Origin of the sequence: Spirosoma spitsbergense DSM 19989, from assembly GCF_000374085.1 — a bacterium.
GTDB lineage: Bacteria > Bacteroidota > Bacteroidia > Cytophagales > Spirosomataceae > Spirosoma > Spirosoma spitsbergense.
Genome location: NZ_KB893581.1, coordinates 148,535 through 171,622 on the forward strand (window position 1 = coordinate 148,535; position 23,088 = coordinate 171,622).

The 23,088-nt window shown below is 51.2% G+C and carries 22 protein-coding genes and 2 pseudogenes; 17 read left to right on the forward strand and 7 right to left on the reverse strand.

Features of this window, described 5'->3' with window-relative positions; all coding sequences use genetic code 11:
- The first annotated feature begins 46 nt into the window (after nt 1-46).
- From B157_RS0126775 to B157_RS0126810, 9 genes and pseudogenes are all read left to right on the forward strand, one after another.
- Entirely contained in the window at nt 47-604 is a 558-nt protein-coding gene (locus B157_RS0126775) for a gluconate 2-dehydrogenase subunit 3 family protein (RefSeq protein ID WP_041952292.1), read from the forward strand.
- 39 nt (nt 605-643) lie between these two features.
- Nucleotides 644-2,350, forward strand: a complete 1,707-nt coding sequence (locus tag B157_RS0126780; RefSeq protein WP_020606392.1) for a GMC oxidoreductase — start codon at nt 644-646, stop codon at nt 2,348-2,350.
- A 2-nt stretch (nt 2,351-2,352) separates the two neighbouring features.
- Nucleotides 2,353-3,216 (forward strand): sugar phosphate isomerase/epimerase family protein, encoded by an 864-nt coding sequence (locus B157_RS0126785; protein WP_020606393.1) that lies wholly within the window; start codon nt 2,353-2,355, stop codon nt 3,214-3,216.
- A 233-nt stretch (nt 3,217-3,449) separates the two neighbouring features.
- Nucleotides 3,450-3,786 (forward strand): annotated as a pseudogene (locus tag B157_RS39895) (pyrroloquinoline quinone-dependent dehydrogenase); the annotation flags it as partial.
- Between the two features lie 114 nt (nt 3,787-3,900).
- Nucleotides 3,901-4,470, forward strand: coding sequence for a type 1 glutamine amidotransferase domain-containing protein (locus B157_RS0126790; protein WP_020606394.1), 570 nt, complete (start codon nt 3,901-3,903; stop codon nt 4,468-4,470).
- 218 nt (nt 4,471-4,688) lie between these two features.
- The gene (locus B157_RS0126795) at nt 4,689-6,056 is read left to right on the forward strand and encodes a sensor histidine kinase (protein WP_020606395.1); all 1,368 of its coding nucleotides are present in this window, start codon (nt 4,689-4,691) and stop codon (nt 6,054-6,056) included.
- 95 nt (nt 6,057-6,151) lie between these two features.
- Nucleotides 6,152-7,405: a TolC family protein gene (locus B157_RS0126800; RefSeq protein WP_020606396.1), complete on the forward strand. Its 1,254-nt coding sequence runs from the start codon at nt 6,152-6,154 to the stop codon at nt 7,403-7,405.
- Between the two features lie 83 nt (nt 7,406-7,488).
- Nucleotides 7,489-8,565 (forward strand): efflux RND transporter periplasmic adaptor subunit, encoded by a 1,077-nt coding sequence (locus B157_RS0126805; protein ID WP_020606397.1) that lies wholly within the window; start codon nt 7,489-7,491, stop codon nt 8,563-8,565.
- An 82-nt stretch (nt 8,566-8,647) separates the two neighbouring features.
- On the forward strand, nt 8,648-11,776 hold the full coding sequence (locus B157_RS0126810; protein ID WP_020606398.1) for an efflux RND transporter permease subunit: 3,129 nt from the start codon (nt 8,648-8,650) through the stop codon (nt 11,774-11,776).
- Between the two features lie 107 nt (nt 11,777-11,883).
- Here the strand turns inward: B157_RS0126810 and B157_RS0126815 are convergent, their stop codons facing one another.
- The 4 genes from B157_RS0126815 to B157_RS0126830 form a co-directional block, all read right to left on the reverse strand.
- Nucleotides 11,884-12,210 (reverse strand): hypothetical protein, encoded by a 327-nt coding sequence (locus B157_RS0126815; protein WP_020606399.1) that lies wholly within the window; start codon nt 12,208-12,210, stop codon nt 11,884-11,886.
- Nucleotides 12,207-12,980: an HNH endonuclease gene (locus B157_RS0126820; protein WP_020606400.1), complete on the reverse strand. Its 774-nt coding sequence runs from the start codon at nt 12,978-12,980 to the stop codon at nt 12,207-12,209. The genes B157_RS0126815 and B157_RS0126820 overlap by 4 nt, the downstream gene beginning before the upstream one ends.
- Nucleotides 12,952-13,149 (reverse strand): PDDEXK family nuclease, encoded by a 198-nt coding sequence (locus tag B157_RS37730; RefSeq protein WP_245565279.1) that lies wholly within the window; start codon nt 13,147-13,149, stop codon nt 12,952-12,954. Before B157_RS37730 ends, B157_RS0126820 begins: the two co-directional genes overlap by 29 nt.
- A gap of 101 nt (nt 13,150-13,250) precedes the next feature.
- Nucleotides 13,251-14,348 (reverse strand): serine hydrolase domain-containing protein, encoded by a 1,098-nt coding sequence (locus tag B157_RS0126830; protein ID WP_020606402.1) that lies wholly within the window; start codon nt 14,346-14,348, stop codon nt 13,251-13,253.
- A gap of 149 nt (nt 14,349-14,497) precedes the next feature.
- Between B157_RS0126830 and B157_RS0126835 the strand changes: the two genes are divergently transcribed.
- The 3 genes from B157_RS0126835 to B157_RS0126845 all read left to right on the forward strand — a co-directional run bounded on the left by B157_RS0126835 (nt 14,498) and on the right by B157_RS0126845 (nt 18,325).
- Nucleotides 14,498-16,084, forward strand: coding sequence for an McrB family protein (locus tag B157_RS0126835; RefSeq protein ID WP_020606403.1), 1,587 nt, complete (start codon nt 14,498-14,500; stop codon nt 16,082-16,084).
- Nucleotides 16,085-16,192: 108 nt separating this feature from the next.
- A complete protein-coding gene (locus tag B157_RS0126840; protein WP_020606404.1) occupies nt 16,193-17,236 on the forward strand; it encodes a galactitol-1-phosphate 5-dehydrogenase in 1,044 nt (347 codons plus the stop codon).
- Between the two features lie 6 nt (nt 17,237-17,242).
- Complete coding sequence (locus tag B157_RS0126845; protein ID WP_020606405.1) at nt 17,243-18,325, forward strand: acyloxyacyl hydrolase; 1,083 nt, start codon at nt 17,243-17,245, stop codon at nt 18,323-18,325.
- A gap of 8 nt (nt 18,326-18,333) precedes the next feature.
- Here B157_RS0126845 and B157_RS0126850 read toward each other — a convergent pair whose 3' ends face one another.
- From B157_RS0126850 to B157_RS0126860, 3 genes are read right to left on the reverse strand one after another with little or no spacing between them, the layout of a single operon-like run.
- Nucleotides 18,334-18,744, reverse strand: a complete 411-nt coding sequence (locus B157_RS0126850) for a hypothetical protein (protein WP_020606406.1) — start codon at nt 18,742-18,744, stop codon at nt 18,334-18,336.
- A 44-nt stretch (nt 18,745-18,788) separates the two neighbouring features.
- Nucleotides 18,789-19,214, reverse strand: a complete 426-nt coding sequence (locus B157_RS0126855) for a hypothetical protein (RefSeq protein ID WP_020606407.1) — start codon at nt 19,212-19,214, stop codon at nt 18,789-18,791.
- Between the two features lie 10 nt (nt 19,215-19,224).
- Nucleotides 19,225-19,653: a hypothetical protein gene (locus tag B157_RS0126860; protein WP_020606408.1), complete on the reverse strand. Its 429-nt coding sequence runs from the start codon at nt 19,651-19,653 to the stop codon at nt 19,225-19,227.
- 155 nt (nt 19,654-19,808) lie between these two features.
- Here B157_RS0126860 and B157_RS0126865 point away from each other — a divergent pair, with 155 nt between their 5' ends.
- The 5 genes and pseudogenes from B157_RS0126865 to B157_RS40605 all read left to right on the forward strand — a co-directional run.
- Nucleotides 19,809-20,024, forward strand: coding sequence for a hypothetical protein (locus tag B157_RS0126865; RefSeq protein ID WP_020606409.1), 216 nt, complete (start codon nt 19,809-19,811; stop codon nt 20,022-20,024).
- A gap of 2 nt (nt 20,025-20,026) precedes the next feature.
- A complete protein-coding gene (locus B157_RS0126870; protein WP_020606410.1) occupies nt 20,027-20,446 on the forward strand; it encodes a PIN domain-containing protein in 420 nt (139 codons plus the stop codon).
- The gene (locus B157_RS0126875) at nt 20,446-21,522 is read left to right on the forward strand and encodes a Gfo/Idh/MocA family protein (protein ID WP_020606411.1); all 1,077 of its coding nucleotides are present in this window, start codon (nt 20,446-20,448) and stop codon (nt 21,520-21,522) included. The genes B157_RS0126870 and B157_RS0126875 overlap by 1 nt, the downstream gene beginning before the upstream one ends.
- Before the next feature lie 71 nt (nt 21,523-21,593).
- Nucleotides 21,594-22,883: a hypothetical protein gene (locus B157_RS0126880; protein ID WP_020606412.1), complete on the forward strand. Its 1,290-nt coding sequence runs from the start codon at nt 21,594-21,596 to the stop codon at nt 22,881-22,883.
- 43 nt (nt 22,884-22,926) lie between these two features.
- A pseudogene (locus B157_RS40605) lies at nt 22,927-23,088 on the forward strand (IS982 family transposase); the annotation flags it as partial.

The following is a 23,088-nucleotide window of genomic DNA, read 5'->3' on the forward strand; positions in this document are numbered from 1 at the left end:
CCCCTGATTCTGTCTTATGACACGAACTACTGCTTCAGCTAAAATTATGCAAAGACGGGGAGCCATTAAATACCTGACCCTGACCGCGGGCACTCTCTTTGTGGCGCCGGCCTGGGCTACCGCCTGGACCAAAGCGTCGGTCGGGGCTAAAACCGCGTACCTGTCAGCTGCTGCGGGCGACCTGCTGGCCGATGTGGTCGACACGATTATTCCGGTAACGGATACGCCGGGGGCCAAAGAACTGGGTGTTCCAGGTTTTGTGCAGCGGATGCTGACCGACTGCTACGAAAAAGAGGTGCAGGACAAGGTCAAAAACGGGCTGGAAAGGGTAGATGCCCTGGCAACGGAGAGCTACGGAAAACCCTTTGCCCGGGCCGACGCAACCCAGCGACTGGCCCTGTTGACCCGGCTTGCCAGCAGCACCGACACCGATGAAAAGGAATTTCTGGCGTTGGTGAAAAATCTCACCATTCAAGGGTACACCACCTCGGAGTATGTGATGACTACTTTTTACCACTACGTTATGGCACCCGGTCATTATTACGGGTGTGTACCGGTGCCGTCGGCGGTATCATCAGCGAAGGAAATGAACAATAAACGATAGTCTGATGGCGAAAACGTCTTATTTTATCCTATAAAAAAAATGGCTAACCTGAACATAGACGCTGTAAAGGCAATGACCTACGATGCCATCGTTATCGGGTCGGGCATAAGTGGTGGATGGGCTGCGAAAGAACTGTGTGAAAAAGGGCTGAAGACGCTGGTGCTGGAGCGCGGGCGGGATGTTAAACACGTAACGGATTACCCTACTGCCAACCTGAACCCGTGGGATTTTCCGCACCGGGGGCAGGTGCCGCTGGCCCTTCGGGCGGAGTATGGCAAAAGCCGTTCATTTATGCGGGAAGAAACCCTGCAATGGGCTATAAAAGAAGGCGAACAACCCTTCGTTCAGGAGAAGCCCTTTACCTGGACCCGTGGGTACCACGTTGGCGGCAAGTCACTCCTGTGGGCGCGGCAAACCCAGCGGTGGAGCGATTTTGATTTCGATGGACCCGCCCGAGACGGCTTTGCTGTCGACTGGCCCATCCGCTACGCCGACATTGCCCCCTGGTACAGTTACGTAGAAAAATTTGCGGGTATTTCGGGGAATAAAGATGGCTTGCCGCAACTACCGGATGGAGAATTCCTGCCCCCCTTTGAGTTGAACTGCGTAGAAGACCATCTGAAAGGCGTACTGGCGAAAAACTACCAAGACCGGCACGTAGTACAGGGGCGGTGCGCCCACCTGACCAAGCCGCAGCCTATTCACTACCAGCAGGGCCGGGCGCAGTGTATGAACCGTACCCTTTGTGTGCGCGGGTGTCCGTTGGGTGGGTATTTCAGCAGCAACGCGTCCACGCTTCCCTGGGCCGAAAAGACCGGCAAGATGACCCTGCGCCCCCATTCGGTGGTGCATTCGATTATCTACGACGAACAGAAAGGGAAGGCTTCCGGCGTTCGGGTGGTGGATACCAACACCAAACAGATGATGGAGTTTTACGCCAACACCATCTTTGTGAACGGCTCCGCCCTCAACAGCAACCTGATTCTGCTGAACTCCATTTCCAGCCGTTTTCCGAATGGACTGGGCAATGATAATGGCCTGCTGGGTAAATTTATTGCCTGGCACAACTACCGGGGGCACGTATCGGCGCAGTACGACGGCTTCTCCGATAAAACCACCGATGGCCGAAACCCCAGTAACGGCTACATGCCCCGCTTCCGAAACCTCCACCGGCAGGAAACAGACTTCCTGCGCGGCTATGCCGCCGGGATTGGGGCGGGCCGGGGAAGCTCCCAAAACCGCGATGGCCTGGGTGCCGACCTGAAAGCCAGTCTACTAAACCCACAGATTGGCCCCTGGCACGTCAGTTCGTGGATGATGGGCGAAACCGTTCCTACCGAGAAAAACCACGTTCGGCTGGATACTACCCAAAAAGACCCTTACGGGATTCCGCTGCTGGTTACCTCGGCAGACTGGACGGAGAACGATGATAAAATGGTGAAGGATTATATGGAGCAGTTCACTGAGATGTTTACCCTGGCGGGCTTCCAGAACGTCAAAGCCTCCGACAGTCATTCAAATCCGGGAGCCGATATTCACGAAATGGGTGGTGTACGCATGGGAAAAGACCCCAAAACATCCATCCTTAACCAGTGGAACCAGGTGCATCAGTGTAAGAACGTGTTTGTTACGGATGGTGCGTGCATGACCTCGACGGGGACCCAAAACCCTTCGCTAACGTACATGGCACTCACCGCCCGGGCCGCCAGCTATGCCGTTGACGAATTAAAAAAGAAAAACCGATAATCATGAAAAAAATCTTTTTTCCAGTCTGTCTGGCCCTTGCCGCCGGACTTAGCCTGACCGACAGCGTTGCCCAGAAAGGTAAGCCGCTCTACACTTTCCCGGTTGGCGTTGAATCATACACCTACCGGGCCAGTTTCCCCAAAGATGTGATTGCCACGCTGGATACGATCAAAGCCCTTGGCATTACCGACATGGAAGCGGGTGCGCCCAAAGGAATGACAGAAGCCGAATTTAAAAAACTGTGCGATGAGCGGGGTATCACCATTTCGTCGACGGGTGCTGGTTATGAGCAGATTGTGAAAGACCCGATGGCCGTTGTCAACAAGGCAAAAGCATTAGGCTCTTCCTTTGTGATGGTCGCCTGGATTCCGCATCAGAAAGCGAACTTCAACCTGGAAAACGCGAAAAAAGCTGTTGCCGATTTCAACCAGGTGGGCAAAGTGCTGAAGGAAAACGGCCTTACGTTTTGCTACCACGACCACGGCTATGAATTTCATCCCTACGAAGACGGTACCTTGTTCGATTATATCGTCAAAAATACCAACCCGGAATATGTTTCCTTCGAGATGGACATTTTGTGGACGCAACACGGCGGGGGTGACCCGGTTGCCTTGCTGAAAAAGTACGGTAGCCGCTTCAAACTACTTCACCTGAAAGACCTCAGAAAAGGCGTAAAAGGCGATTTGACCGGTGGAACACCACCCGAAAACGACGTAACCCTTGGTGATGGTCAGGTCAATATTCCAGAAATTATACGCCTGGCGAAAAAAGCCGGTGTCAAGCATTATTACATTGAGGATGAAAGTAATAAAGAGTACGAGCAAATGCCCAAAAGCATTGCGTACATCAAAAGTCTGAAGCAGTAGAAAGGCTTAGGTTGTTTTCCTTTTGTGGTGGCAGATTAGGAATCTGCCACCACAACTATTTTGTGACAAGAAAGCCCTGAGCGATGAAGTATCTGATTGGTCTGGCAACGGTAGTCAGTATGGCTACCCGCTTTATGGCCTCCTCTACCCGATACAAATTGGGCCGAATATAATGGCGACGGAAACCGAAGCCACTACTCCCCACTCGACCAGGTCAGCGCCGAAAACGTTCGCCCTCGTTTTCGCACCTGCCCAATGCAGAACGCGAAGCCATCGTTGATTTCCTGTTCAATAAAAATGGAGCGTCAACAACGGTCAGTGTTCGAAAGGGAATAATTCCGTGTCAGCACACAGGCTATAACCGCTGGGACGACCGCACTGGTTATCCGGTCAGCGCACCGCCCTGGGGCACCTTCACCGCCATTGATCTGAACACAGGCGAACACCGCTGGTGCCATTAGGCGAATACCCTGAACTAACCGCTAAAGGCATCCCCCAACCGGAACCGACAATTATGGCGGCCCGCTGATGACCGGAACGGGACTGATTTTCATTGCTGCCACCAAAGACACTCCAAACCAAATCGGGGGGCAAATACGTCGCTTTTGCCCTAAACTGATAACAATCTCCAATTCCCGATGGTTGTAGTAGAGTAAGTAATTTGATATATAACTCAACGAGACCATGAACACGGAAAAGCAATTACAGGGTAAAAAAGTCGCTATTCTACTAACGGATGGCTTTGAGCAGGTTGAAATGACCGAGCCACGCAAAGCATTACAGGATGCCGGTGCCACTACGCACCTGATTGCTCCCAAAGGGGGTGATGTGAAGGGGTGGGATTCAACAGAATGGGGCGACTCGTTTCCGGTCGACCTTCCTCTGGCTGGTGCAGACCCTGCTCAATATGACGCATTACTATTGCCGGGTGGTGTAATGAACCCCGACAAACTCAGAACCGAACCCAAAGCGGTGCAATTTGTAAAGCACTTCTTCGAAGCTAAAAAACCGGTAGCCGCTATCTGCCACGCCCCCATCATGCTTATTGAAGCGGACGTGGTGAAAGGCCGTAAACTGACCTCTTATCCATCCATCCAGACGGACTTGAAAAACGCCGGTGCCAACTGGGTCGACGAAGAAGTAGTAACCGATCAGGGACTGGTAACCAGCCGTAAGCCCGACGATATTCCAGCCTTCAACAAGAAAATGATTGAAGAAATCCGGGAAGGCAAACACGAACGCCAGCACGCATAAGCGTACGTTCACTTAATCAAAAATGCCCGCTTACAACCTTGTAAGCGGGCATTTTTGATTAAGTGAGTTGTTTTTAGGGATAGGGCAACTGGCACCAGGTACGGTATTCCCAAAACCGATCAGCTGGAAGGGGGTGTTTTTAGTATATTGACCCATCGAAAGTAACGAACGACTGCTCCGCCAACTTTCTCAACTCCTCGCTTCCAACCCGTCAAAGAATGACTATTCGTAACCGAATTGCGCTTCAGTTCTCGCTGATTGTGGCCTCTATTCTAATCATTTTTTCGGTTCTGATCTACTTTGTGTCCGCTACGTACCGGCGTGAAGAGTTTTACGATCGGCTAAAAAACAAAGCCCGAACAACCGTTCGCTTCCTGATCGAGGTAAAAGAAGTAGACAGGGAGCTGCTCAAAATTATTGACCATAACACCTTGACCGCCTTGTTCGAGGAGAAGGTGCTGGTTTTTGATGCCCAGAACCGACTCATTTATTCCAGCGTCGACGATCAGGTCATTCATTACCGGATTGCGTTGCTCAATGATGTCCGGAATCAGAAGGATGTAGAAACCTATAGTGGTCAAAATGAACTGATAGGCTTACTGTACCGCCAGAATGACCATGACTTTGTGGTACTTGCCTCCGCCTATGACCAGTTTGGCCGCAGTAAACTGGCCAACCTCCGGCTAACGCTGGGCTGGGGATTGCTGGTGGGAATTGGCATTACCATTGGTCTGGGTATTTTCTTTGCCGGGCAGTCATTACAGCCTATCAGCCAGATCAATCAGCAGGTATCGACTATCACGGCCCGCAACCTCCAGCAACGGCTGGACGAGGGCAACCGGCAGGATGAAATTGCCCGGCTGGCTATGAATTTCAACGATGTACTGGAACGACTGCATCAGGCTTTCGAGCAGCAGCGAAGTTTCGTATCCCATGCCTCGCACGAACTCCGAACACCCCTGGCCGCCCTGAAATCTGAAATTCAACTGGGTCTTCGCCGACCGTTAACGGTTACCGAACACGAGGCCGTTCTCCAAAACCTGATGTCGGACACCGACCGGCTTATCGACCTGACCAATAGCCTGCTTTTTCTGGCCCGCACCCTGGAAACGAGCAATCAGATGCCTTTTTTACCCGTTCGTATCGACGATATCGTTTTTATGGCAAAAGATGAATTGATGGATGCTAAACCGAATTACCGGATTGACATAGACTACAAAAACATTCCCGACTCCGAAACGGAAACCGTTGTGAAGGGCAACGAAGAGCTGCTGAAACAGGTACTGCTGAATCTGTTTGACAATGCCTGTAAATATTCGGATGATCATACGGCTCAGGTGAAAATCAGTACAGATACCAAACAATGCCAGATCATCATTCGCGATCAGGGAATTGGCATGGCCGACGCAGATCGTCAGCGTGTTTTTGAACCTTTCTACCGCGCTCAAAACGCGCTGGGCTACGATGGGTTTGGGATTGGTTTATCCATCTCGGCCAAACTGATTGAACTGCATCAGGGTACCCTGACTGTTGATAGTACACTTGGTGAGGGCAGCACGTTTACTATTTCGCTGCCTCATGTGTAACCCCTTCTAATTTTTTTCTAATCTTTTTCTAAACCTCCCTTAATCTACTATCAACCGTAAATCAGTGACCTTTGTAGCCCATTGTTTCCCCACTCATGCGGCTATTAATCACTATCTTTTTTATTTTTCTATTTACCCATGTTTCCCCGGCGCAGGATTCTCTTCAATTTACACTCAGACAGGCCGATAGCCTGTTTCTAAAAAATAATCTGTTCCTGCTGGCTGAACGATTTCGGATTGATGCCAGTCAGGCGCAGATTCTGCAAGCCAGTTTGTACGAGAACCCAACGGTATCGCTGGAGCTTAGTACCTACAATAATGAAACCAGAAGGGTGTTGGATGTTGGGCGACAGGGCGAAAAGATCCTCTCGGTGCAGCAACTCCTGTACACCGCCGGCAAACGCAATAAACGCGTTGCCCTCGCATCAGAAGCCGCTCGTTTAACAGAACTCGAATTGCTGGATTTGCTGCGCGGTTTACGCTTTGACCTGCGCAGCCGGTTTTACTCTATCTATTTCCAGCAGCAAACCCTGACCCGGTTCGATCAGCAGATTGCCACCCTCCAGACGACCGTGGCAGCCTATGAAAAACAGTACGAAAAAAGTAACGTCTCGCTCCGGGAATTACTCCGGCTGAAAGCGTTACTGTTTCAGGTCAATAACGACCGTACCGAAATCATTTTCCAGTTAGCCGACGACCAGCGGGCCTTACGAACCCTGCTATCTGTCGACCAGCCCATTCGCCCGCGCGTTGCCGACGAAACCCTGCCCCGTTATCACCTGCCTACTCAACCCGACGATACACTTCGGCAGATGGCCCTCCGCAACCGCCCTGACCTGCAGGCATCGGCATCGCTGACCCGGCAGGCCGAACTAAACTATACTCTGCAACGGGCACTGGCCACACCGGATTTACGCGTAGGTGGTACTTATGACCAGGCAGGGAGTTACATTCAGAATTATGTTGGCCTCTCTGTTTCGGGCGACATTCCAATTTTCAACCGGAATCAGGGAGCCATTCGGGCGGCCCGAAGCCAGATTAACTACCAGAGTCATCTGCAGCGTCAGAAAGCTATTCAAATCAGTAATGACGTAACGACCTCTCTGCAAAAGGTACGGGAGGTGGAACGACAGGTACAAGCTGTCGAGGGCTCCTTTACGGCCCAGTTCGAAGAGTTAAACAAGGGCGTCATCATCAGTTTTCAGAAAGGTAATCTTACCCTCATCGAGTTTGTCGATTTGATTGAAGCCTACAACGACAGTATTCGCCTGTTAAACCGCCTGAAAGCCGACCGGATTGGGGCGTATGAAGAACTCAATTACCTCGTTGGCACCGACTTGTTTAGATAGCTTTCCGTTTCCTGCACAAAGCAAAAACAACAGAAATAACCAGACCTGTATCCAGCCGGGCGGTCTGTCCGGCACAGCAACACATGAAATATATACTTTTTGTAATCAGCAGCTTAACCCTTCTTTTTTCCTGTAGCCCCAAACCAGCACCGGAGGAGGAACAGGCGTTTATGTTGTCGGATACGATGATGCACCGGATTCAACTCGATAGCGTGGTGATGCAGCCCGTTCGTAGCGAACTGATTCTGGTGGGTAAAGTGATGGCCGACGAGAACCGGGTCATCAAGGTATTTCCGCTGGTTGGCGGCAGCGTAGAAGAGGTGAAGGTAGAACTGGGCGACTATGTCCATAAAGGCCAAATGCTGGCTTCTATCCGGTCGGGAGAAGTGGCAGACATCGAACGACAGGGCATCCAGGCCCGGTCTGACCTGTTGCTGGCCGAAAAAAACCTGCGTGTCGCCCAGGATATGTTCGAAACCAAACTTACGTCGCAGCGTGAAGTGGTGGCCGCTCAGAAAGAAGTAGAAAAAGCCCAGGCCGAAGCCAACAGGGTGCAGGAGGTGTCCAAAATATACGGCTTAGGCAAAACATCTATGTACACCGTTAAAGCCCCGATTGATGGATACGTGATCGAAAAGAATGTGAATCGGGGCATGCAGCTTCGTTCTGATAATGCCGGTAATCTGTTCACCATCGGCCAGATAAGTGAAGTGTGGGTACTAGCCAACGTCAATGAGAGCGACATTGAGCGGGTACGCCTGGGGATGGATGCCAGTATTCAGACGCTGAGTTACCAGGACGATCTATTTAAAGGGAAAGTCGACAAGATTTATACGGTACTGGACCCCGGCACCAAAGCTATGACGGTTCGTATCCGGCTGAATAACAAGGCCATGAAACTCCGGCCCGAAATGCACGCTACCGTTACGCTTCGTTACGAAGACGGTGGCACAATGACCACCATACCGGGAGGGGCTGTCATTTTCGACCAGTCCAAACACTACGTCATGGTATTTCGGGGCCGCTCCGACATCGAAACCCGCGAGGTTAACGTCCTTAAAACCGTGGGCGATGTGGCTTACATCAAATCCGGTCTGAAACCCGGCGAACGCGTTATTTCTAAAAATCAACTCCTGGTATACGACGCTATAAACGACTAATTACAAAGAGTGAAAGAGTGAATGAGCGAAAGGCTGACGTGTTCGCATCTTTCGCTCATTCACTCTTTCGCTCTTTAACCTCATGAACAAATTCATCCGTGATATTGTCGGTTTTTCCCTTAAGAACCGCTTCTTTATTGTATTCATGACCCTCGGGCTGATCGTGGCCGGTATCGTGAGTTACCTCAATACGCCCCTCGAAGCATTCCCCGACGTTACCAACACCCAAATCATTGTCGTAACCGAATGGAATGGCCGTTCGGCAGAGGAAATTGAGCGATTCGTGACCGTGCCGATTGAGATATCGATGAGTTCGGTACAGCGTAAAACCAACGTCCGCTCCATTACGATGTTCGGGTTGAGCATTATCAAAATCATTTTTGAAGATGATGTTGATGACTTCTTTGCCCGGCAGCAGGTAAACAACCAGCTCCGAACGGTGTCCCTGCCCGAGGGCGTCGACCCCGATGTACAGCCTCCCTACGGCCCAACGGGCGAAATTTTCCGGTTTACCCTCAAATCCCCCTCCCGCGACAGCCGTGAACTACTCACGCTCCATAACTGGGTTATTGACCGGCAGCTTCGTTCCGTATCGGGCGTGGCCGATGTGGTGGCTTTTGGTGGGCGTGAAAAGAGTTACGAAATCCGCGTCAACCCCACGCAGTTAGCCAAGTACGACATTACTCCGCTGGAGGTTTATCAGGCCGTTACGCGCAGTAATATCAACGTGGGGGGTGATGTTATCGAGCGGAATGGGCAAGCGTATGTAGTGCGGGGCATTGGCCTGCTCACCTCCGTTCAGGACATTGAAAACCTGATTGTGGAAGATTTGGATGGCAACCCGGTGCTGGTAAAAAACGTAGCCGAAGTAGCCGAATCGAACCTGCCCCGCGTGGGTCAGGTGGGCCTTAACGACGACGACGATGTAGTGGAAGGCATCGTGGTGATGCGGAAAAATGAAAACCCCAGCGAAATCCTGGCCCGCGTAAAAGACAAAATTGAGGAATTGAACACGCGTATTCTTCCATCCGATGTGAAGATGGTGACGTTCTATGACCGGGATAACCTGATTAGCTTCTGCACCCGAACCGTACTGCACAACCTCACCGAGGGCATTATTCTGGTTACCGTCATCGTCTTCCTCTTTATGGCCGACTGGCGAACAACGGTCATCGTTTCCATCATCATTCCACTGGCCCTACTGTTTGCATTCATGTGTCTGCGGCTGCGGGGTATGTCGGCCAACTTACTGTCGATGGGGGCGGTTGATTTTGGCATCATCATCGACGGGGCCGTCGTCATGGTCGAGGGAATTTTCGTGTCGCTCGACCATCTGTCCCACAAGGTGGGTATGCCCCGCTTCAATAAAATGTCGAAGCTGGGGCTAATCAAGAAGACCGGCGGTGAATTGGGGAAGGCGGTTTTCTTTTCCAAACTCATTATCATCACGGCCCTGCTGCCCATTTTCTCCTTTCAGAAAGTGGAGGGAAAAATGTTCTCTCCACTGGCCTGGACGCTGGGCTTTGCCCTCCTGGGTGCCTTACTGTTTACCCTGACGCTGGTTCCCCTGTTGTGTTCTATCCTGCTCCGGAAAAACGTTCGGGAACGAAACAACCCGCTGGTCAATTTCTTCAACCGGATTGTGATGGCCGGTTTCACCGCCTGCTTCAACAACCGGCGGCTTAGCCTGCTGGCTTCGGTAGCGTTCATGGCTGGCACCTTCCTGTCGGCTTCCCTGCTGGGAACGGAGTTTCTGCCAACACTCAACGAAGGGGCGCTGTGGGTTGAGGCCAAACTACCCATGAGTTCCTCCCTGAACCAGACGGTAAGTATGGTGCGGGTGCTTCGGCAAAAGCTAATGGACTTCCCTGAGGTGAACGGCGTCTTATCGCAAACGGGTCGCTCCAACGATGGCACCGACCCATCAGGATTCTATTACGTTCAGATGCAGGTGAACCTGAAACCGAAAGACGAATGGAAACGGAACATCACCACCGACCAGCTCATCGAGGAAATGGATGGCCGATTGAAGCAATTTCAGGGCATCAACTACAACTATTCGCAGCCCATCATCGACAACGTAGCCGAAGCCGTGGCGGGTATGAATGCCAGCAACGCCGTAAAAATATATGGGGATGACCTTAACACACTCAATAAACTGGCGAACACCGTGCTGGCCTCCATCCGCGATGTGCCGGGCATAAAAGACGTGGGTATTCTGCGGAACATTGGTCAGCCCGAAATAAGTGTGCTCTTTGACGACCGCAAAATGGCCCTTTACGGTGTTTCAACCGCCGATGTGCAGGCCGTCATCGAAATGGCTATTGGTGGCAAAACGGCTTCGATTCTGTACGAAGGCGAGCGTAAATTCGACATCCGGGTCCGCTACGGCGAAAGCTACCGACGTACGGAAGAAGACATTATGCGATTGATGGTACCCACTCTGCGCGGCAGCAAAATACCCCTGCGGGAGATAGCCTCTATCCGCGAAGTAACGGGGCCGGCTTTTGTGTACCGCGATAATAACAAACGCTTTATTGGGGTCAAGTTCTCCGTTCGGGAACGCGACCTGGGCAGTACCATTGCCGATGCCCAGCAACGCGTCAACGCAGCGTTAAAAAACTTACCCAAAGGCTATTCCGTCAATTGGACGGGCGAATTCGAGAACCAGGTTCGGGCCACCAAACGGCTGGGGCAGGTGGTGCCGATGAGTCTGGCGGCTATTTTCGTGATTCTGTTTATCCTGTTCGGCAACGTCAAAGATGCGGGTCTGGTGTTGCTCAACGTACCGTTTGCGCTCATCGGGGGTATCCTGGCCCTGCACGTCACGGGCATGAACTTCGGTATTTCGGCGGGGGTGGGGTTCATCGCCCTGTTTGGTATCTGCGTGCAGAACGGCGTTATCCTGATTACCGTTTTCAACAAAAACCGGCAGGCCAAAATGCCACTCGATGAGGCTATTCGGGAAGGGGTTCAATCCCGCATCAGGCCGGTAGTCATGACAGCGCTCATGGCGGCCATTGGGCTCTTGCCAGCCGCTGTCTCTACCGGTATTGGCTCCGAAACCCAGAAGCCCCTGGCCATTGTCGTCATCGGCGGACTGATTACGGCTACGGTGTTGACCCTGCTCATTTTCCCCATTATCTACCGCATGTTCTATCGCCGTGAAACCGCTAAGAAGGAAAAACGCTGGGTGCTGGTTGAGGAGTAGCTGGATTGATATTCTTCGGAAGGGACATAGCTGTTCTTAAATAAAATCTGAAATACTACGCCCACATGAACTGACCGGTTTTCCCCTTTTTCGAAGATGCTATGCTCCTAAAAAGAATAGTCATAATGCTCGTTACGATAACCGATCTTCAGGACTTGATTACCAATGTAGTACTTCCCGTCTTTTCGTAGGTTAGCCCGAACAGGCTTGGCATCTGGATCATTTTGGTAGCTATATTCCTGTGGCCCATTCTCAAAATTCCGATCAATTCTTTCGGCAATATCACGCGTTACGAGAACATAGTTTTTCTTAATCTCAACAATTGTATAGGCATGGCGGTCAGACCAGCAAAGCAACGTAGCTCCGTCCCCAATTTTAGGTTCCGATGTTCCGCCTTCTGCGTAAACGAGATTGGTCAGGGTGCCGTATTTCATTTGTCGAAAATTTCATCTAAGTGATATTCCAGAAAATCCTTACGAGGAAAGAATTTGCTTGGTGGCCTAATTTCTATACCGTCAAGCTTTCCAAAGTGTTCGTGATAGAAGAATTCCTTCTTTTTCTTCTTCATCTTTTCGGCCAATATGATTCTGTAGTTCGTGTTGACTCCAATGAATCCTTTATCGAAAGCTGCGTCATAAAGGGCTGATAAACAAAGGCCATTTTCAGGGTTCACACGAGCCTTTTCGTCTTTTGCCCAGGGAACGATATGGCTGGCCCGTAGCATCTCAGGAATATTTATTCCGCTAATTGCACATCTTGAGTCAAAATTAGTAAGTACTGCACTTCTAAAAAATCCCTGGCCGATTCTGGTTTTGACTGTACGCATAACGTCTTTACCATTTTTGCTCTGCCACTCGCTCTCCTCAAATTCTATCTTTTCTTCAAGTGTAACATGCTGTTTTTCAGCTAATATGCGTTCACTTTCAAGCGCTAAAGATTCCCAATCATTAACAAACTCATTGAAAATTTCTCTATCAAGATTACTAGCGTGAGATAATCCTTTTATGCCACGCGCTTGTTGAACAGGATCAAGGCTGGCAATATTCTGTAGTTTCCGGCCTACCCCGCCGGGTTTTCTATCTACAATTTTTGCCAGTTCCTGAATATCCAGATTTCCGCCATGCATCCTTCCATAAGGAGTTTTGAAGTAAAGATTACACGCTAAAATCGTCTGCTCACGAGTCCAAAGGTCTGTTCTTGCCATGCACGAAAATAACGGTTTTGTACTTGGGCAGCGCTATGTTGGGTGTTCCGGGGAGTTTTTTGTCGTGGAGTTTGTACCGGATCGAACCGGCGTTCCGAAACCCGTGCGCATGGAGGAATTTGCGGACAATCAGTTCGGGTTTGGTGTCCTGGCTACGGACGCGTGACACATTAAAGCTGCGCTGTTAGGGCGTATGAACGTCGGCCATTTGATGACTAGAAACCGACACCACATCACGCCGGTAGAAAACCCTGCTGCCGTGAATCCACTTCACTTTACTACAGTGTTCAGCCATTTCCAGATTTCGTTCTGGTAGACGGGGGCTATTTCCGAATTATCGGGCGAGTCGCCCATGCGGACCATGACGATATTTTTGGAACGAACAATGTTCAGCAACTGCCCGTTTTTACCCATTGCCGCTATCATGTCGGCAGGGGCATCGGGCGAGAGTGAGCCGGGAAAACTGGTCTGCGTGGTGGGAAGCCTGTACGACGCTTTACCGTTCAGCCACCACAGATAGCCATAACTGCTATTCAGCGTTTGTGAGGTGTTGATGCTGGCGGTATAATAGGCGGCATCGGTCAGAATGGGCTGCCCGTTCCAGTTGGCTCCATTGGCCATTAACAATCCAAAACGGGCCATGCTGCGGGCCGTCGAAAAAAATACGTTGTTGGCATCAATCTGCCGCCACTGCCCATCCATACCGATTTTGCTGGCCAGTTTATCCGCAAAATACCGCTCAAACGGTTGGTTCACCGCCTTGCCAACTACATTCTGGAGTAGCGTGTAGGGAGCATTGTGGTACGCCCAGCGGGTACCGGCATCCGCTTTGTAGATTAGGTTTGCCGGGCTGGTGTTGTCGTTGTTGGGTATGCCATCATCCAGCCCGGTAGTCATGGTGAGTTGATTCCTTATCGTAATCAGATTCTCTTTGGCTCTCGGCAATGATGTCCAGCCTTCGCCCAGATAGGTTGCCGTTTTCTGATCGATGGACAGAAGCTTTTCTTCCTGCGCTTTGCCCACCATAAATCCGGTCAGCGTTTTACCCGCCGAAGCCCAATACCACTGGCTGCTCTGGTCGAAGGGGGCGGTATTGGTCAGGTTGTTACCAAAGTAAGTTTCCAGCACAATGCGCCCGTTTTGGGTAACGAGAAACGCCCTGGTTTGTGTGGAGCGCAGATAGTCATAAAACGCCGGTATACCGGCCACGTTCCAGTCCAGTGACTCTGGTGTTACGGTTTCCCAGGTAGCTGAGTTAGCCGGTGGAAAATACAGATTCGGGTTAATCAGAGTCGACTCACTGCTATTGTCTTTTTTACAGGCAGTTAGTGTAAAAATCCAGATAAGAAGCAACCACTTATAGCTCATACGTATGGAAAGGTAGTTGGCGGGACTTGGATTTCAGTAACCGAAAAAGGTTTAAACGAGCCACAGTCAGGTTGAACACCGGGTGATTGTACTGTTGAACGGGAACCGGAAAAAAACCGTAATTTCGCAAAAGACCTGACGCATTCTCTGTGCTTACCGACACCCAGCAACAGCCCCTTATTGACCGCATTCGCGACATTGACCACCCCGAAGCGGTCCGGCGGTTCTTTGGGTTATTGAAGGAATTGATCGACATCGTCAACCTGCCCAATGGCGATGCGCGGCTGGCGTTTACCGTCCGGAAAGACCAGAAAGCGATAACAGCCAACATCAACTTTTTCTGGGCATTGCGTCTGGTGAAACCGCACCGGGGTGAACCGGAGTACTGGCTCACCATCAAGAAATCCTGTCAGGAACAACTGGAGCATTTCGACGAGATTGACTTTGGCCGGATCAGCGAAAAATCGAATTACGTTGCGGTCGTTATTGGCCAGTCCAATGCCCATCTGCTATATCAGCCCGCGGTGCAGAAATGCTGGCAGGATTGCCTGGCCGAACTGGTCGAAACGGCGAAACGGGGCCCACACTCCGCCCGGCACAACGGGGAGGTGTATCAGGCGGCCGAAGATGAAGCGTTTCTAAGCGACCTCATCCGCCTGGCCGACGACCCCTCATTGGGCGAACGACTCGTAAACGATAACCAGGTCCGGGAACCGGAAGGGGAATACGATTCAGTGCCTGAATTGCCCAATCAGCCCCACAATCTGATTCTGTTTGGCCCACCCGGAACGGGGAAAACCTTCGCGTTGCAGCCTTACCTGCGCGACAAAAACTCGACGCTCATTACGTTCCATCCGTCGTATAGCTACGAAGAATTTATTGAGGGTATCCGGCCCGAAGTAGTCAGTGGGCAAATTACGTATCGAATCCGTAAAGGTATTTTCTACCGGGCCTGCCTGACGGCTATCCAGCAGGCGGGATACGGAACCCTGGCCGACTGCCTGAATGACTCCCCGGAGAATCGCAGCCAGAAACTACGGCGGGCACCCGCCCATTACCTGCTCATCGACGAGGTAAACCGGGCTAACGTCGCCAGCGTGTTTGGTGATTTAATTACCTTGCTCGAATCGGATAAACGACTGGGTGCCGAACATGAACTTTGGGTAACCCTCCCCTATTCGCAGGAACGATTCGGCGTACCGATTAACCTGTTCGTTATCGGGACCATGAACACCACGGATCGGTCCATTGCGCTGCTGGACGTAGCCTTGCGCCGACGGTTCTCCTTCCGGGAGATGCCCCCCGACCCGTCTGTATTGGGAGACGTTGATGGCGTTGATCTGGCACAACTGCTGCGAATCATCAACGAACGGATGGAGTGCCTGCTCGACCGAGACCATCAGATTGGTCATGCTTACCTGACAAACGTACAGACGCATGCCGACCTTTGTGAAGCCTTCCGCGACCGGATTATTCCTCTGTTGCAGGAATATTTTTTTAACGACTGGGCCAAAATCCAACTCGTGCTGGGCGATAATCCGGCGTGGGGGAAAGAGCCGGATCAACGCCTTGTTTGGGTAAAGAAGAAATACACGGCCAATGCTGCCAGCAAACTTTTTGGCGAGTTACCCGATTTAATGGATGAGCTGGTAACGTACGAAGTCAACCCCTATCTACAGCGGAGTGAGTACGATCAAATACCGACAGAAACGTTTGTGAGAATTTATAGTAGATAGTAAAAATTGTATAATTTATGGTTTTCAGTTCATAGTTGCCCGGAGTGGTCTAAGTCCACTAGCACGTCAGCTATGGGACTGCTCCGAACAACCGTAAACCACAAACGCATGAAAGCACTCGTTCTTACTGACTACAATCACCTGGAAATTCAGGATTTACCCAAACCAGGTATCGGCCCCGACGATGTGCTGGTACGGGTGCAGGCCGTCGGCATTTGCGGTTCCGACATACATGGTATGGACGGCAGCAGTGGCCGACGGGTACCGCCCATCGTCATGGGCCACGAAGCCAGCGGCATCATTGCCGAAGTAGGCAGTAATGTCCGGCACTGGGCCACCGGCGACCGCGTTACCTTCGACTCCACCGTGTATAAGCTGGACGACTGGTATAGCCGCCGGGGTCAATATAACCTCAGCGACGGCCGGGAAGTAGTGGGCGTTTCGACCGGGACGGGCAAGGATGGTTTCAAACGAAACGGCGCCTTTGCCGAGTTTGTCACCGTACCGCAACACATCCTGTACGCCATTCCGGATAACGTCAGTTTTACCCAGGCTGCTTTGGTTGAGCCGGTTGCGGTAGCGCTGCATGCTGTTAGCCTGACCACCATTCAGGTCAACGATTCGGCCGTTGTGGTGGGAGCGGGTATGATTGGCCTGTTCGTGATTCAGGTGCTGAAGCTGGCGGGTTGCGGTACCATCATCGCCATCGACCTGGATGATGACCGACTGGCCCTGGCAAAAACCCTCGGTGCCACGCATACCCTCAACGCTAAAATGGGCAGTATGACCGAACAGGTACAAGCCCTCACGAACGGTCGCGGGGCCGATGTATCGTTTGAAGTAGTCGGTGCCGGACCCACCGTTAAAACCGCCATCGACTGCGTTCGGAAAGGAGCTACTGTCACGCTTGTCGGTAATCTGGCCCCTACTGTCGAGGTACCGTTGCAGGCCATTGTAACCCGGCAGTTGCGGTTGCAGGGTTCCTGCGCGATCAACGGCGAGTACGAAGCCGCCCTGAGCCTGATTTCGTCGGGCCGGATAAACGTCGAGGCCATCCTGAGTGCCGAGGTACCGCTGGAGGAAGGAGCCGACTGGTTCAAACGGCTCTACAACAAAGAAAAGGGACTCATAAAAGTGGTATTGAAGCCGTAAGAACTGATGGGCAGCGCCTGGGCAATAACCGGACTGGTAGCCGCGGTAAGCAGCACACCAGCCGACTCCGTTCGGAAAGAAGTCGGCGTTCAGGTTCACACCGGGTTCATAATTCCTCATGCTGACGATTTAAAAGCTATTTCTCAGTCGTCGCCCGTTGGTATTATAGTTGAGTACAGCCGCACCAACCTGCGACGCAGTGCATTTGACCGCTGCAATTGTTTTGCCCGGATTGGGGCCTATGCCCACTACATGGCGTTCAACAATCCGGCTGAACTGGGACGGACAGTTGGCGCGGGCGCGTTTTTCGAGCCCCTCATCCGGTACGGCAAGCCCCTGTCGTTTTCCATCAGAACGACGGCCGGGCTGGCCTACCTGACCCGCGTTTTCGATCCGCAAACCAATCCGCGAAATACCTTTTTCGGGGCTACGCTGAACGGCTGGCTTGGGGTATCGGCAGCGGCACACGTTCGTGTAAGCAACCACCTTAGGATTAGCCTATCGGCCAACTATAACCATATTTCCAATGGCGGTAGCCGCCAGCCAAACCGAGGCATGAATTTCCCGACGGTAGCCGCCGGAATGATCTATACCGCAAACTCCTTTCCCTTTCCAGATCCCCGTCGCTGGTCCAAACCACAGCTAACGAAGCGGTTTGTAGTACGCCTGATGCCGTTTGCATCCATCAGAACATTCCCTCAAACGGACTTATTTCCGGAGAAAGCGACCTGGCTGCTGGGCATAACGGCCACCGCAGGCTGGCGGCTGAACCGATTTCACACCCTGTCTGGCGGAACGGAACTTGTGCATGACGGGTACATTCGGGAACAACGCCGACGCGTCAATCACTCGCCCGATAGCTGGCAGGTAGCGTTGCTGGGCGGTTATGAGCTATGGCTGGGTCGCTATGTTTTTGCGGCTCACCTCGGCTGGAACGCCTATCAGCCGGATACTATTCCGGATGGCCGCGTTTTCCAGCGTTATCAGTTACTCTACGCACTCAGCGACCGCGTCCGGCTGGGCGTGGGACTAAAATCCAGGTTGCAGGTTGCGGAAGGGTTCGACGTACGGGCCGGGCTTGCCTTTTAGCCATTTTACTACTTCACCGGCCTGTACTGCGCGATTCTCTGCCCATCGGTTAATTCGAGCAGGTCGGGAGCCAGAATAGTAACCACGCTGGTACTGGCAGATGAGCAACGAACAGAGGGGCAGGATGGAAAATCAACATAGTCAATCGTAACACCACTTCGCTCATAACGCCCAGCTTCACAACAGGATGTCGGTTTGATAACCCCATCTTTTCGGTGTATCAGCGTACCATCCGGCCGATATTCGGTGTCGTAATAACCATCCGTATCATAAGAGATCCAGGCACTGTCGCCAATGCGTTTCACCCGGTCGAGGTGCCAGCGCTGGTATAACAAATCAGACGGGCCGATGGCTGTATCTTTTTGGCAGGCAGTCACAAAAAGGAGCAGCAAAAGCGCAGAAATGAAGCTATTTTTCATGAAATCGGTTCGTTTCCAGTTAGTCAGTTTTCGGTAGTGCCTATTTAGTCGACCCGCTTATGAATCAAGCGTTTTTCGCCTATTTTCAGCTGAAGTTGCTGGTCATCCACCTGTTCAACAACCCATTCCGGCCCCAACGAATAGGCACTAGTGCAGCGTATATCGACATACTGGCAATACGCAGGCTGACCGGTACTATAATCCATCACCAGCGTTTGCACCTGCCGGGCGAATCGTTTAGGCACGCAACAGGCCCCGTCTTTTCCTGATTCGTCATACTGTATTGTTCCATCAGCCCCGAAGGCAATAAAAACCGTGGTTGAAACGAGTTGTGGCGCATTATTGGGTTGTTGTACCTGTACCAGTTGCCAGCGGTGATACAGTAAGGCATCTGACGGACTTATCGAATTATCACTTTGACAGGCATTAACCAAAAGAATGAGAATAGCAGAAATCAGATGGCTTTTCATAGTGCATCAGTTAAGGTTGAGCGTCAAAGACTAGTATTGTTTTTCCGGCCGTCAGCACCAGCGATGTATCGGTCAGGGCAGCAATCCGCCATATCACATCGCCGGAAAGCGGGGACAGTGCACAAAGCACCAGGGCGCAGATTGGAGCCGACGGGGAAGCCCATATAAACCGGATTGTCGTATTGGTTCCCTCAAAGGCAACGGGTGAGCAGCAGGAAGCTATACTATTTGGCGGCTGGTTCCCGAGTAGATTACCGTCACGCGGGAACGTGACCAGAAATTCGTTTCGTGAATAGTCCATGGCCTGATTGTCGCGCACAAGCTGCGACAGCCGCCACGTTTTGTATAGCGCATCGTTCGATGGTAACGAGGGATTAATGTCCTTTTTTTGACACCCTACGAGGGCAGTTATCAGCAAAAAGAGCAAAATTTGTTTCATTTATCAGCACGTTTTAAGTAGATGACCCCGTTCCTGTCCGTTTAGTTGGAATACGATTAAACTAATCATGCCCTCTCTCCTCCGAATTGCCGTTATCGGCCCCGGCAAAGTGAGCAACGCTTTTTATGTGTAAATTGAGTGAAAATTTCAGCCGTATGAACGCTATCGACATCCAGAATCAACCCGACCGCTACGTCATCAGTATCGACAAAAAAGGAGTCAGCCAGGAGTTTATGCTGGAATTACTGGAGCGTTTGCAGTTGGAGCAATTAGCGCAGAAGGTTGATTTTGACGAGTCCATTCTGGCACTTGGCAACGAAATCAATGCCAATTGGTGGCAGCAGAATAAGCACCGTTTTATTAAGGAATAGCTGTGCAGAAAGTCATTATTGACCACAACATCCTTTTCTCGGCTATATATACCAGCACCTCTTATACCCGGAGAAATCTGCTGACAAGCCCCCTTACTTTTTATACGCCTAATTACCTGATTGTCGAATTATTCAAACATAGACAACGTATCGTAGAAAAGTCGAAAGCATCGGAAGAAGAGGTATTGAGCTATCTAAATCAGGTCATTCACAAAGTACATTTCTTCAATGAAGAACTCATCAGCCTGGAAAATTACTTCACTGCATATCATCTTTGTAAAGACGTAGACGAAAACGACACCGCTTACATTGCCCTGACACTTGAATTGAATGGCGAACTATGGACGCGGGACGGAGCCTTAAAAACGGCTCTCCGTCTACGCGGATTTAACCAGTTCTTTGACGAAACAATCCTAAACTAATGCCCTCTCTCCTCCGAATTGCCGTTATCGGCCCCGGCAAAGTGGCCCACTTGCACGCCAAAGCCGCTTTGCAAACACCCAACACCCAGTTAGTGGCTGTGTATGGCCGCACTTTCCACAAAGCCGATGATTTCGCCCGGCAGTATGGTATCAAAGCCTATAGCGATGTGCGCGAAATGGTGGAACGGGAAAAGGTAGACCTTTGCCTTGTCTGTACCACGCACCCCGCCCACCGGGAACCAACCATTGCCGCTTTGGAGGCTGGTTCACACGTGCTGGTTGAAAAACCATTGGCCTCCACGCTGGAAGATTGCGACGCCATGATTGATGCCGCCCAGCGCAGCAACCGGTACCTGGGGGTGATCAGTCAGCGTCGATTCTATGCCCCATCCATGCGCATTCGGGAAGCCATCGATGCCGGAAAAATTGGCAATCCTGTACTCGGCACCATTCAAATGCTCGGCTGGCGCGATGAAGAATACTACAAAAGCGATGCCTGGCGTGGTACCTGGGCCGACGAGGGTGGGGGCGTTCTGGTCAACCAGTCCCCACACCAGTTGGATTTGCTATGCTGGTACATGGGTGATATTGACGAAGTTTATGGGGTCTGGGGTAACCTGAACCACCCCTATATTGAAGTAGACGATACGGCCCTGGCCATTGTCAAATTCAAAAACGGCGGGTTGGGAAACATCATCGTCAGTAACTCGCAGAAGCCCGGCATTTTCGGTAAAGTACACGTGCATGGGCAGAACGGCGCATCGGTGGGGGTGCAGACGGATGGTGGTGCCCTGTTCATTGCCGGCCGGTCGAGCATTACCGATCCCCCCGTCAATGACCTCTGGACTATTCCCGGTGAAGAAAAACAACTGGCTAAGTTCATCGAAGAGGATACCGCTTTCTTCAACACCATCGACGCCACGGTGTATTATTTTGGCCTGCAAATCGCTGAATTCCGGGATGCTATCCGCCAGAAGCGCCCCCCCATGGTAACGGGCGAAGACGGCCGTAAGGTTGTCGCCCTGTTTCAGGCTATTTACGAATCTACCCGAACCGGGCAGCCGGTAAAGCTATAAACCTATTCAGCCAGCATACAGTTATATTATTTATATATTAATTATAATAAATTCCTGCTGGCTGATTCGTTATGAAAAACACGTTTGTGCTCTTTTTCTTATTGATAGCACCCATAACAGTACTGGCCCAAACGGCGAATGAAGATATTGAAGAGGATACAGAATCAGCCGCAATAGCCTCTATCAACAGCCCAGTCAGAACCCCTCCCAAACTTTTCATAAACTGCGTTCGCACGAATTGCTACACCGATTATCTGCGCACACAACTCGCCTTCTTCGATTTTGTGCGGGATCATTACGTGTCCGACATTGAAATTCTGGTTACCAACCTGCGTACCGGAACGGGTGGGCAGCAGTATACCCTGTCTTTTTACGGCCATAACCGGTTTGACGGATTAAACGATACGTTACGATTTGTTACGAATCAATCGGACCCTGACGACCAGATCCGAACCCAGCTTGTCAGAACCTGTAAGCAGGGGTTGGTTCGGTATCTGCTCGACACCGATTTTATGCACCAGGTGAACATTGGCCTGCCAGCCAGACAAACCGTTGCTCAGCGGGCAACGCAACCAAAAGATCCCTGGAAGCTGTGGGTATTTCGCATTGGTGGCGACGGCTCAGCACGGGGGGAAAGTAATAAAAAGTACCTGTCCTTCTCCACCTATCTGCGGATCAATCGAATTACTACCCGCTCAAAATTCAGTTTCCGTACGTATTATAACGATAACCGGAGCAACTACACCGTCGATGGTGAAAACATTCGGGTACGAACAGTCGATTACGGCCTATCGTCGTTGTACGTCAAGAGTATATCGCAGCATTGGTCGGTGGGAGGTTTCTATCGGGCATACCATTCCATTTATCGAAATACGGATGTTTCGCAGAGTGTTGCTCCCGCGCTGGAGTACAGTTTTTTTCCGGTTTCGCAGGTTACCCGCCATCAGTTTCGTGCTGTTTATCAGGTTGGCGTACGGTCACTACGGTACATCGAACCGACCATCTACGATAAGATGCAGGAGTTACTTCCCTACCATCAGCTAACGGGCGTTTTTGGCGTTACGCAACCGTGGGGTACACTCAGTGCACACATAACGCTCTATCAATACCTGCATGATCTTAGCAAAAACAGACTGAGCGTCAACATGAACGCTTCCTGGCGTATTATTCAGGGGCTATCGATCCGCATCACCGGGCGGGCTAGTTTAATTAATAATCAGATCTCTCTGGCCCGGTCAACCATTGATCCCGATCAGGCTCTGCTCAATGGTCGTCAGCTACCAACTAATTTTAACGCGAACTATGGGATTGTGAAATTCTTAAAACCGGCGTTTAAAGGGCATATGAGCCGAAATTGGTAGTTTTGGGTGCTAACCAAACAAAACTAACCAGCCCCGAACTCACATGCTGACCGAAATTTACTGCGATGTCGATGACTTTTGCAAAGCACAACGCTCAATCATTGCTAAAGCTCTTCACCACTGTGGTGCTTACAAGAAGAATCATCCCAGTCAACTCACTCTTAGTGAGGTGATGACAATTCTGATTTATTATCATCTAAGCCCC

Coding starts and splice junctions, on each gene's coding strand:
- B157_RS0126775 (WP_041952292.1), top strand. CDS start 47: ATGCAAAGACGGGGAGCCATTAAATACCTGACCCTGACCGCGGGCACT.
- B157_RS0126780 (WP_020606392.1), top strand. CDS start 644: ATGGCTAACCTGAACATAGACGCTGTAAAGGCAATGACCTACGATGCC.
- B157_RS0126785 (WP_020606393.1), top strand. CDS start 2,353: ATGAAAAAAATCTTTTTTCCAGTCTGTCTGGCCCTTGCCGCCGGACTT.
- B157_RS0126790 (WP_020606394.1), top strand. CDS start 3,901: ATGAACACGGAAAAGCAATTACAGGGTAAAAAAGTCGCTATTCTACTA.
- B157_RS0126795 (WP_020606395.1), top strand. CDS start 4,689: ATGACTATTCGTAACCGAATTGCGCTTCAGTTCTCGCTGATTGTGGCC.
- B157_RS0126800 (WP_020606396.1), top strand. CDS start 6,152: ATGCGGCTATTAATCACTATCTTTTTTATTTTTCTATTTACCCATGTT.
- B157_RS0126805 (WP_020606397.1), top strand. CDS start 7,489: ATGAAATATATACTTTTTGTAATCAGCAGCTTAACCCTTCTTTTTTCC.
- B157_RS0126810 (WP_020606398.1), top strand. CDS start 8,648: ATGAACAAATTCATCCGTGATATTGTCGGTTTTTCCCTTAAGAACCGC.
- B157_RS0126815 (WP_020606399.1), bottom strand. CDS start 12,210: ATGAAATACGGCACCCTGACCAATCTCGTTTACGCAGAAGGCGGAACA.
- B157_RS0126820 (WP_020606400.1), bottom strand. CDS start 12,980: ATGGCAAGAACAGACCTTTGGACTCGTGAGCAGACGATTTTAGCGTGT.
- B157_RS0126830 (WP_020606402.1), bottom strand. CDS start 14,348: ATGAGCTATAAGTGGTTGCTTCTTATCTGGATTTTTACACTAACTGCC.
- B157_RS0126840 (WP_020606404.1), top strand. CDS start 16,193: ATGAAAGCACTCGTTCTTACTGACTACAATCACCTGGAAATTCAGGAT.
- B157_RS0126845 (WP_020606405.1), top strand. CDS start 17,243: ATGGGCAGCGCCTGGGCAATAACCGGACTGGTAGCCGCGGTAAGCAGC.
- B157_RS0126850 (WP_020606406.1), bottom strand. CDS start 18,744: ATGAAAAATAGCTTCATTTCTGCGCTTTTGCTGCTCCTTTTTGTGACT.
- B157_RS0126855 (WP_020606407.1), bottom strand. CDS start 19,214: ATGAAAAGCCATCTGATTTCTGCTATTCTCATTCTTTTGGTTAATGCC.
- B157_RS0126860 (WP_020606408.1), bottom strand. CDS start 19,653: ATGAAACAAATTTTGCTCTTTTTGCTGATAACTGCCCTCGTAGGGTGT.
- B157_RS0126865 (WP_020606409.1), top strand. CDS start 19,809: ATGAACGCTATCGACATCCAGAATCAACCCGACCGCTACGTCATCAGT.
- B157_RS0126875 (WP_020606411.1), top strand. CDS start 20,446: ATGCCCTCTCTCCTCCGAATTGCCGTTATCGGCCCCGGCAAAGTGGCC.
- B157_RS0126880 (WP_020606412.1), top strand. CDS start 21,594: ATGAAAAACACGTTTGTGCTCTTTTTCTTATTGATAGCACCCATAACA.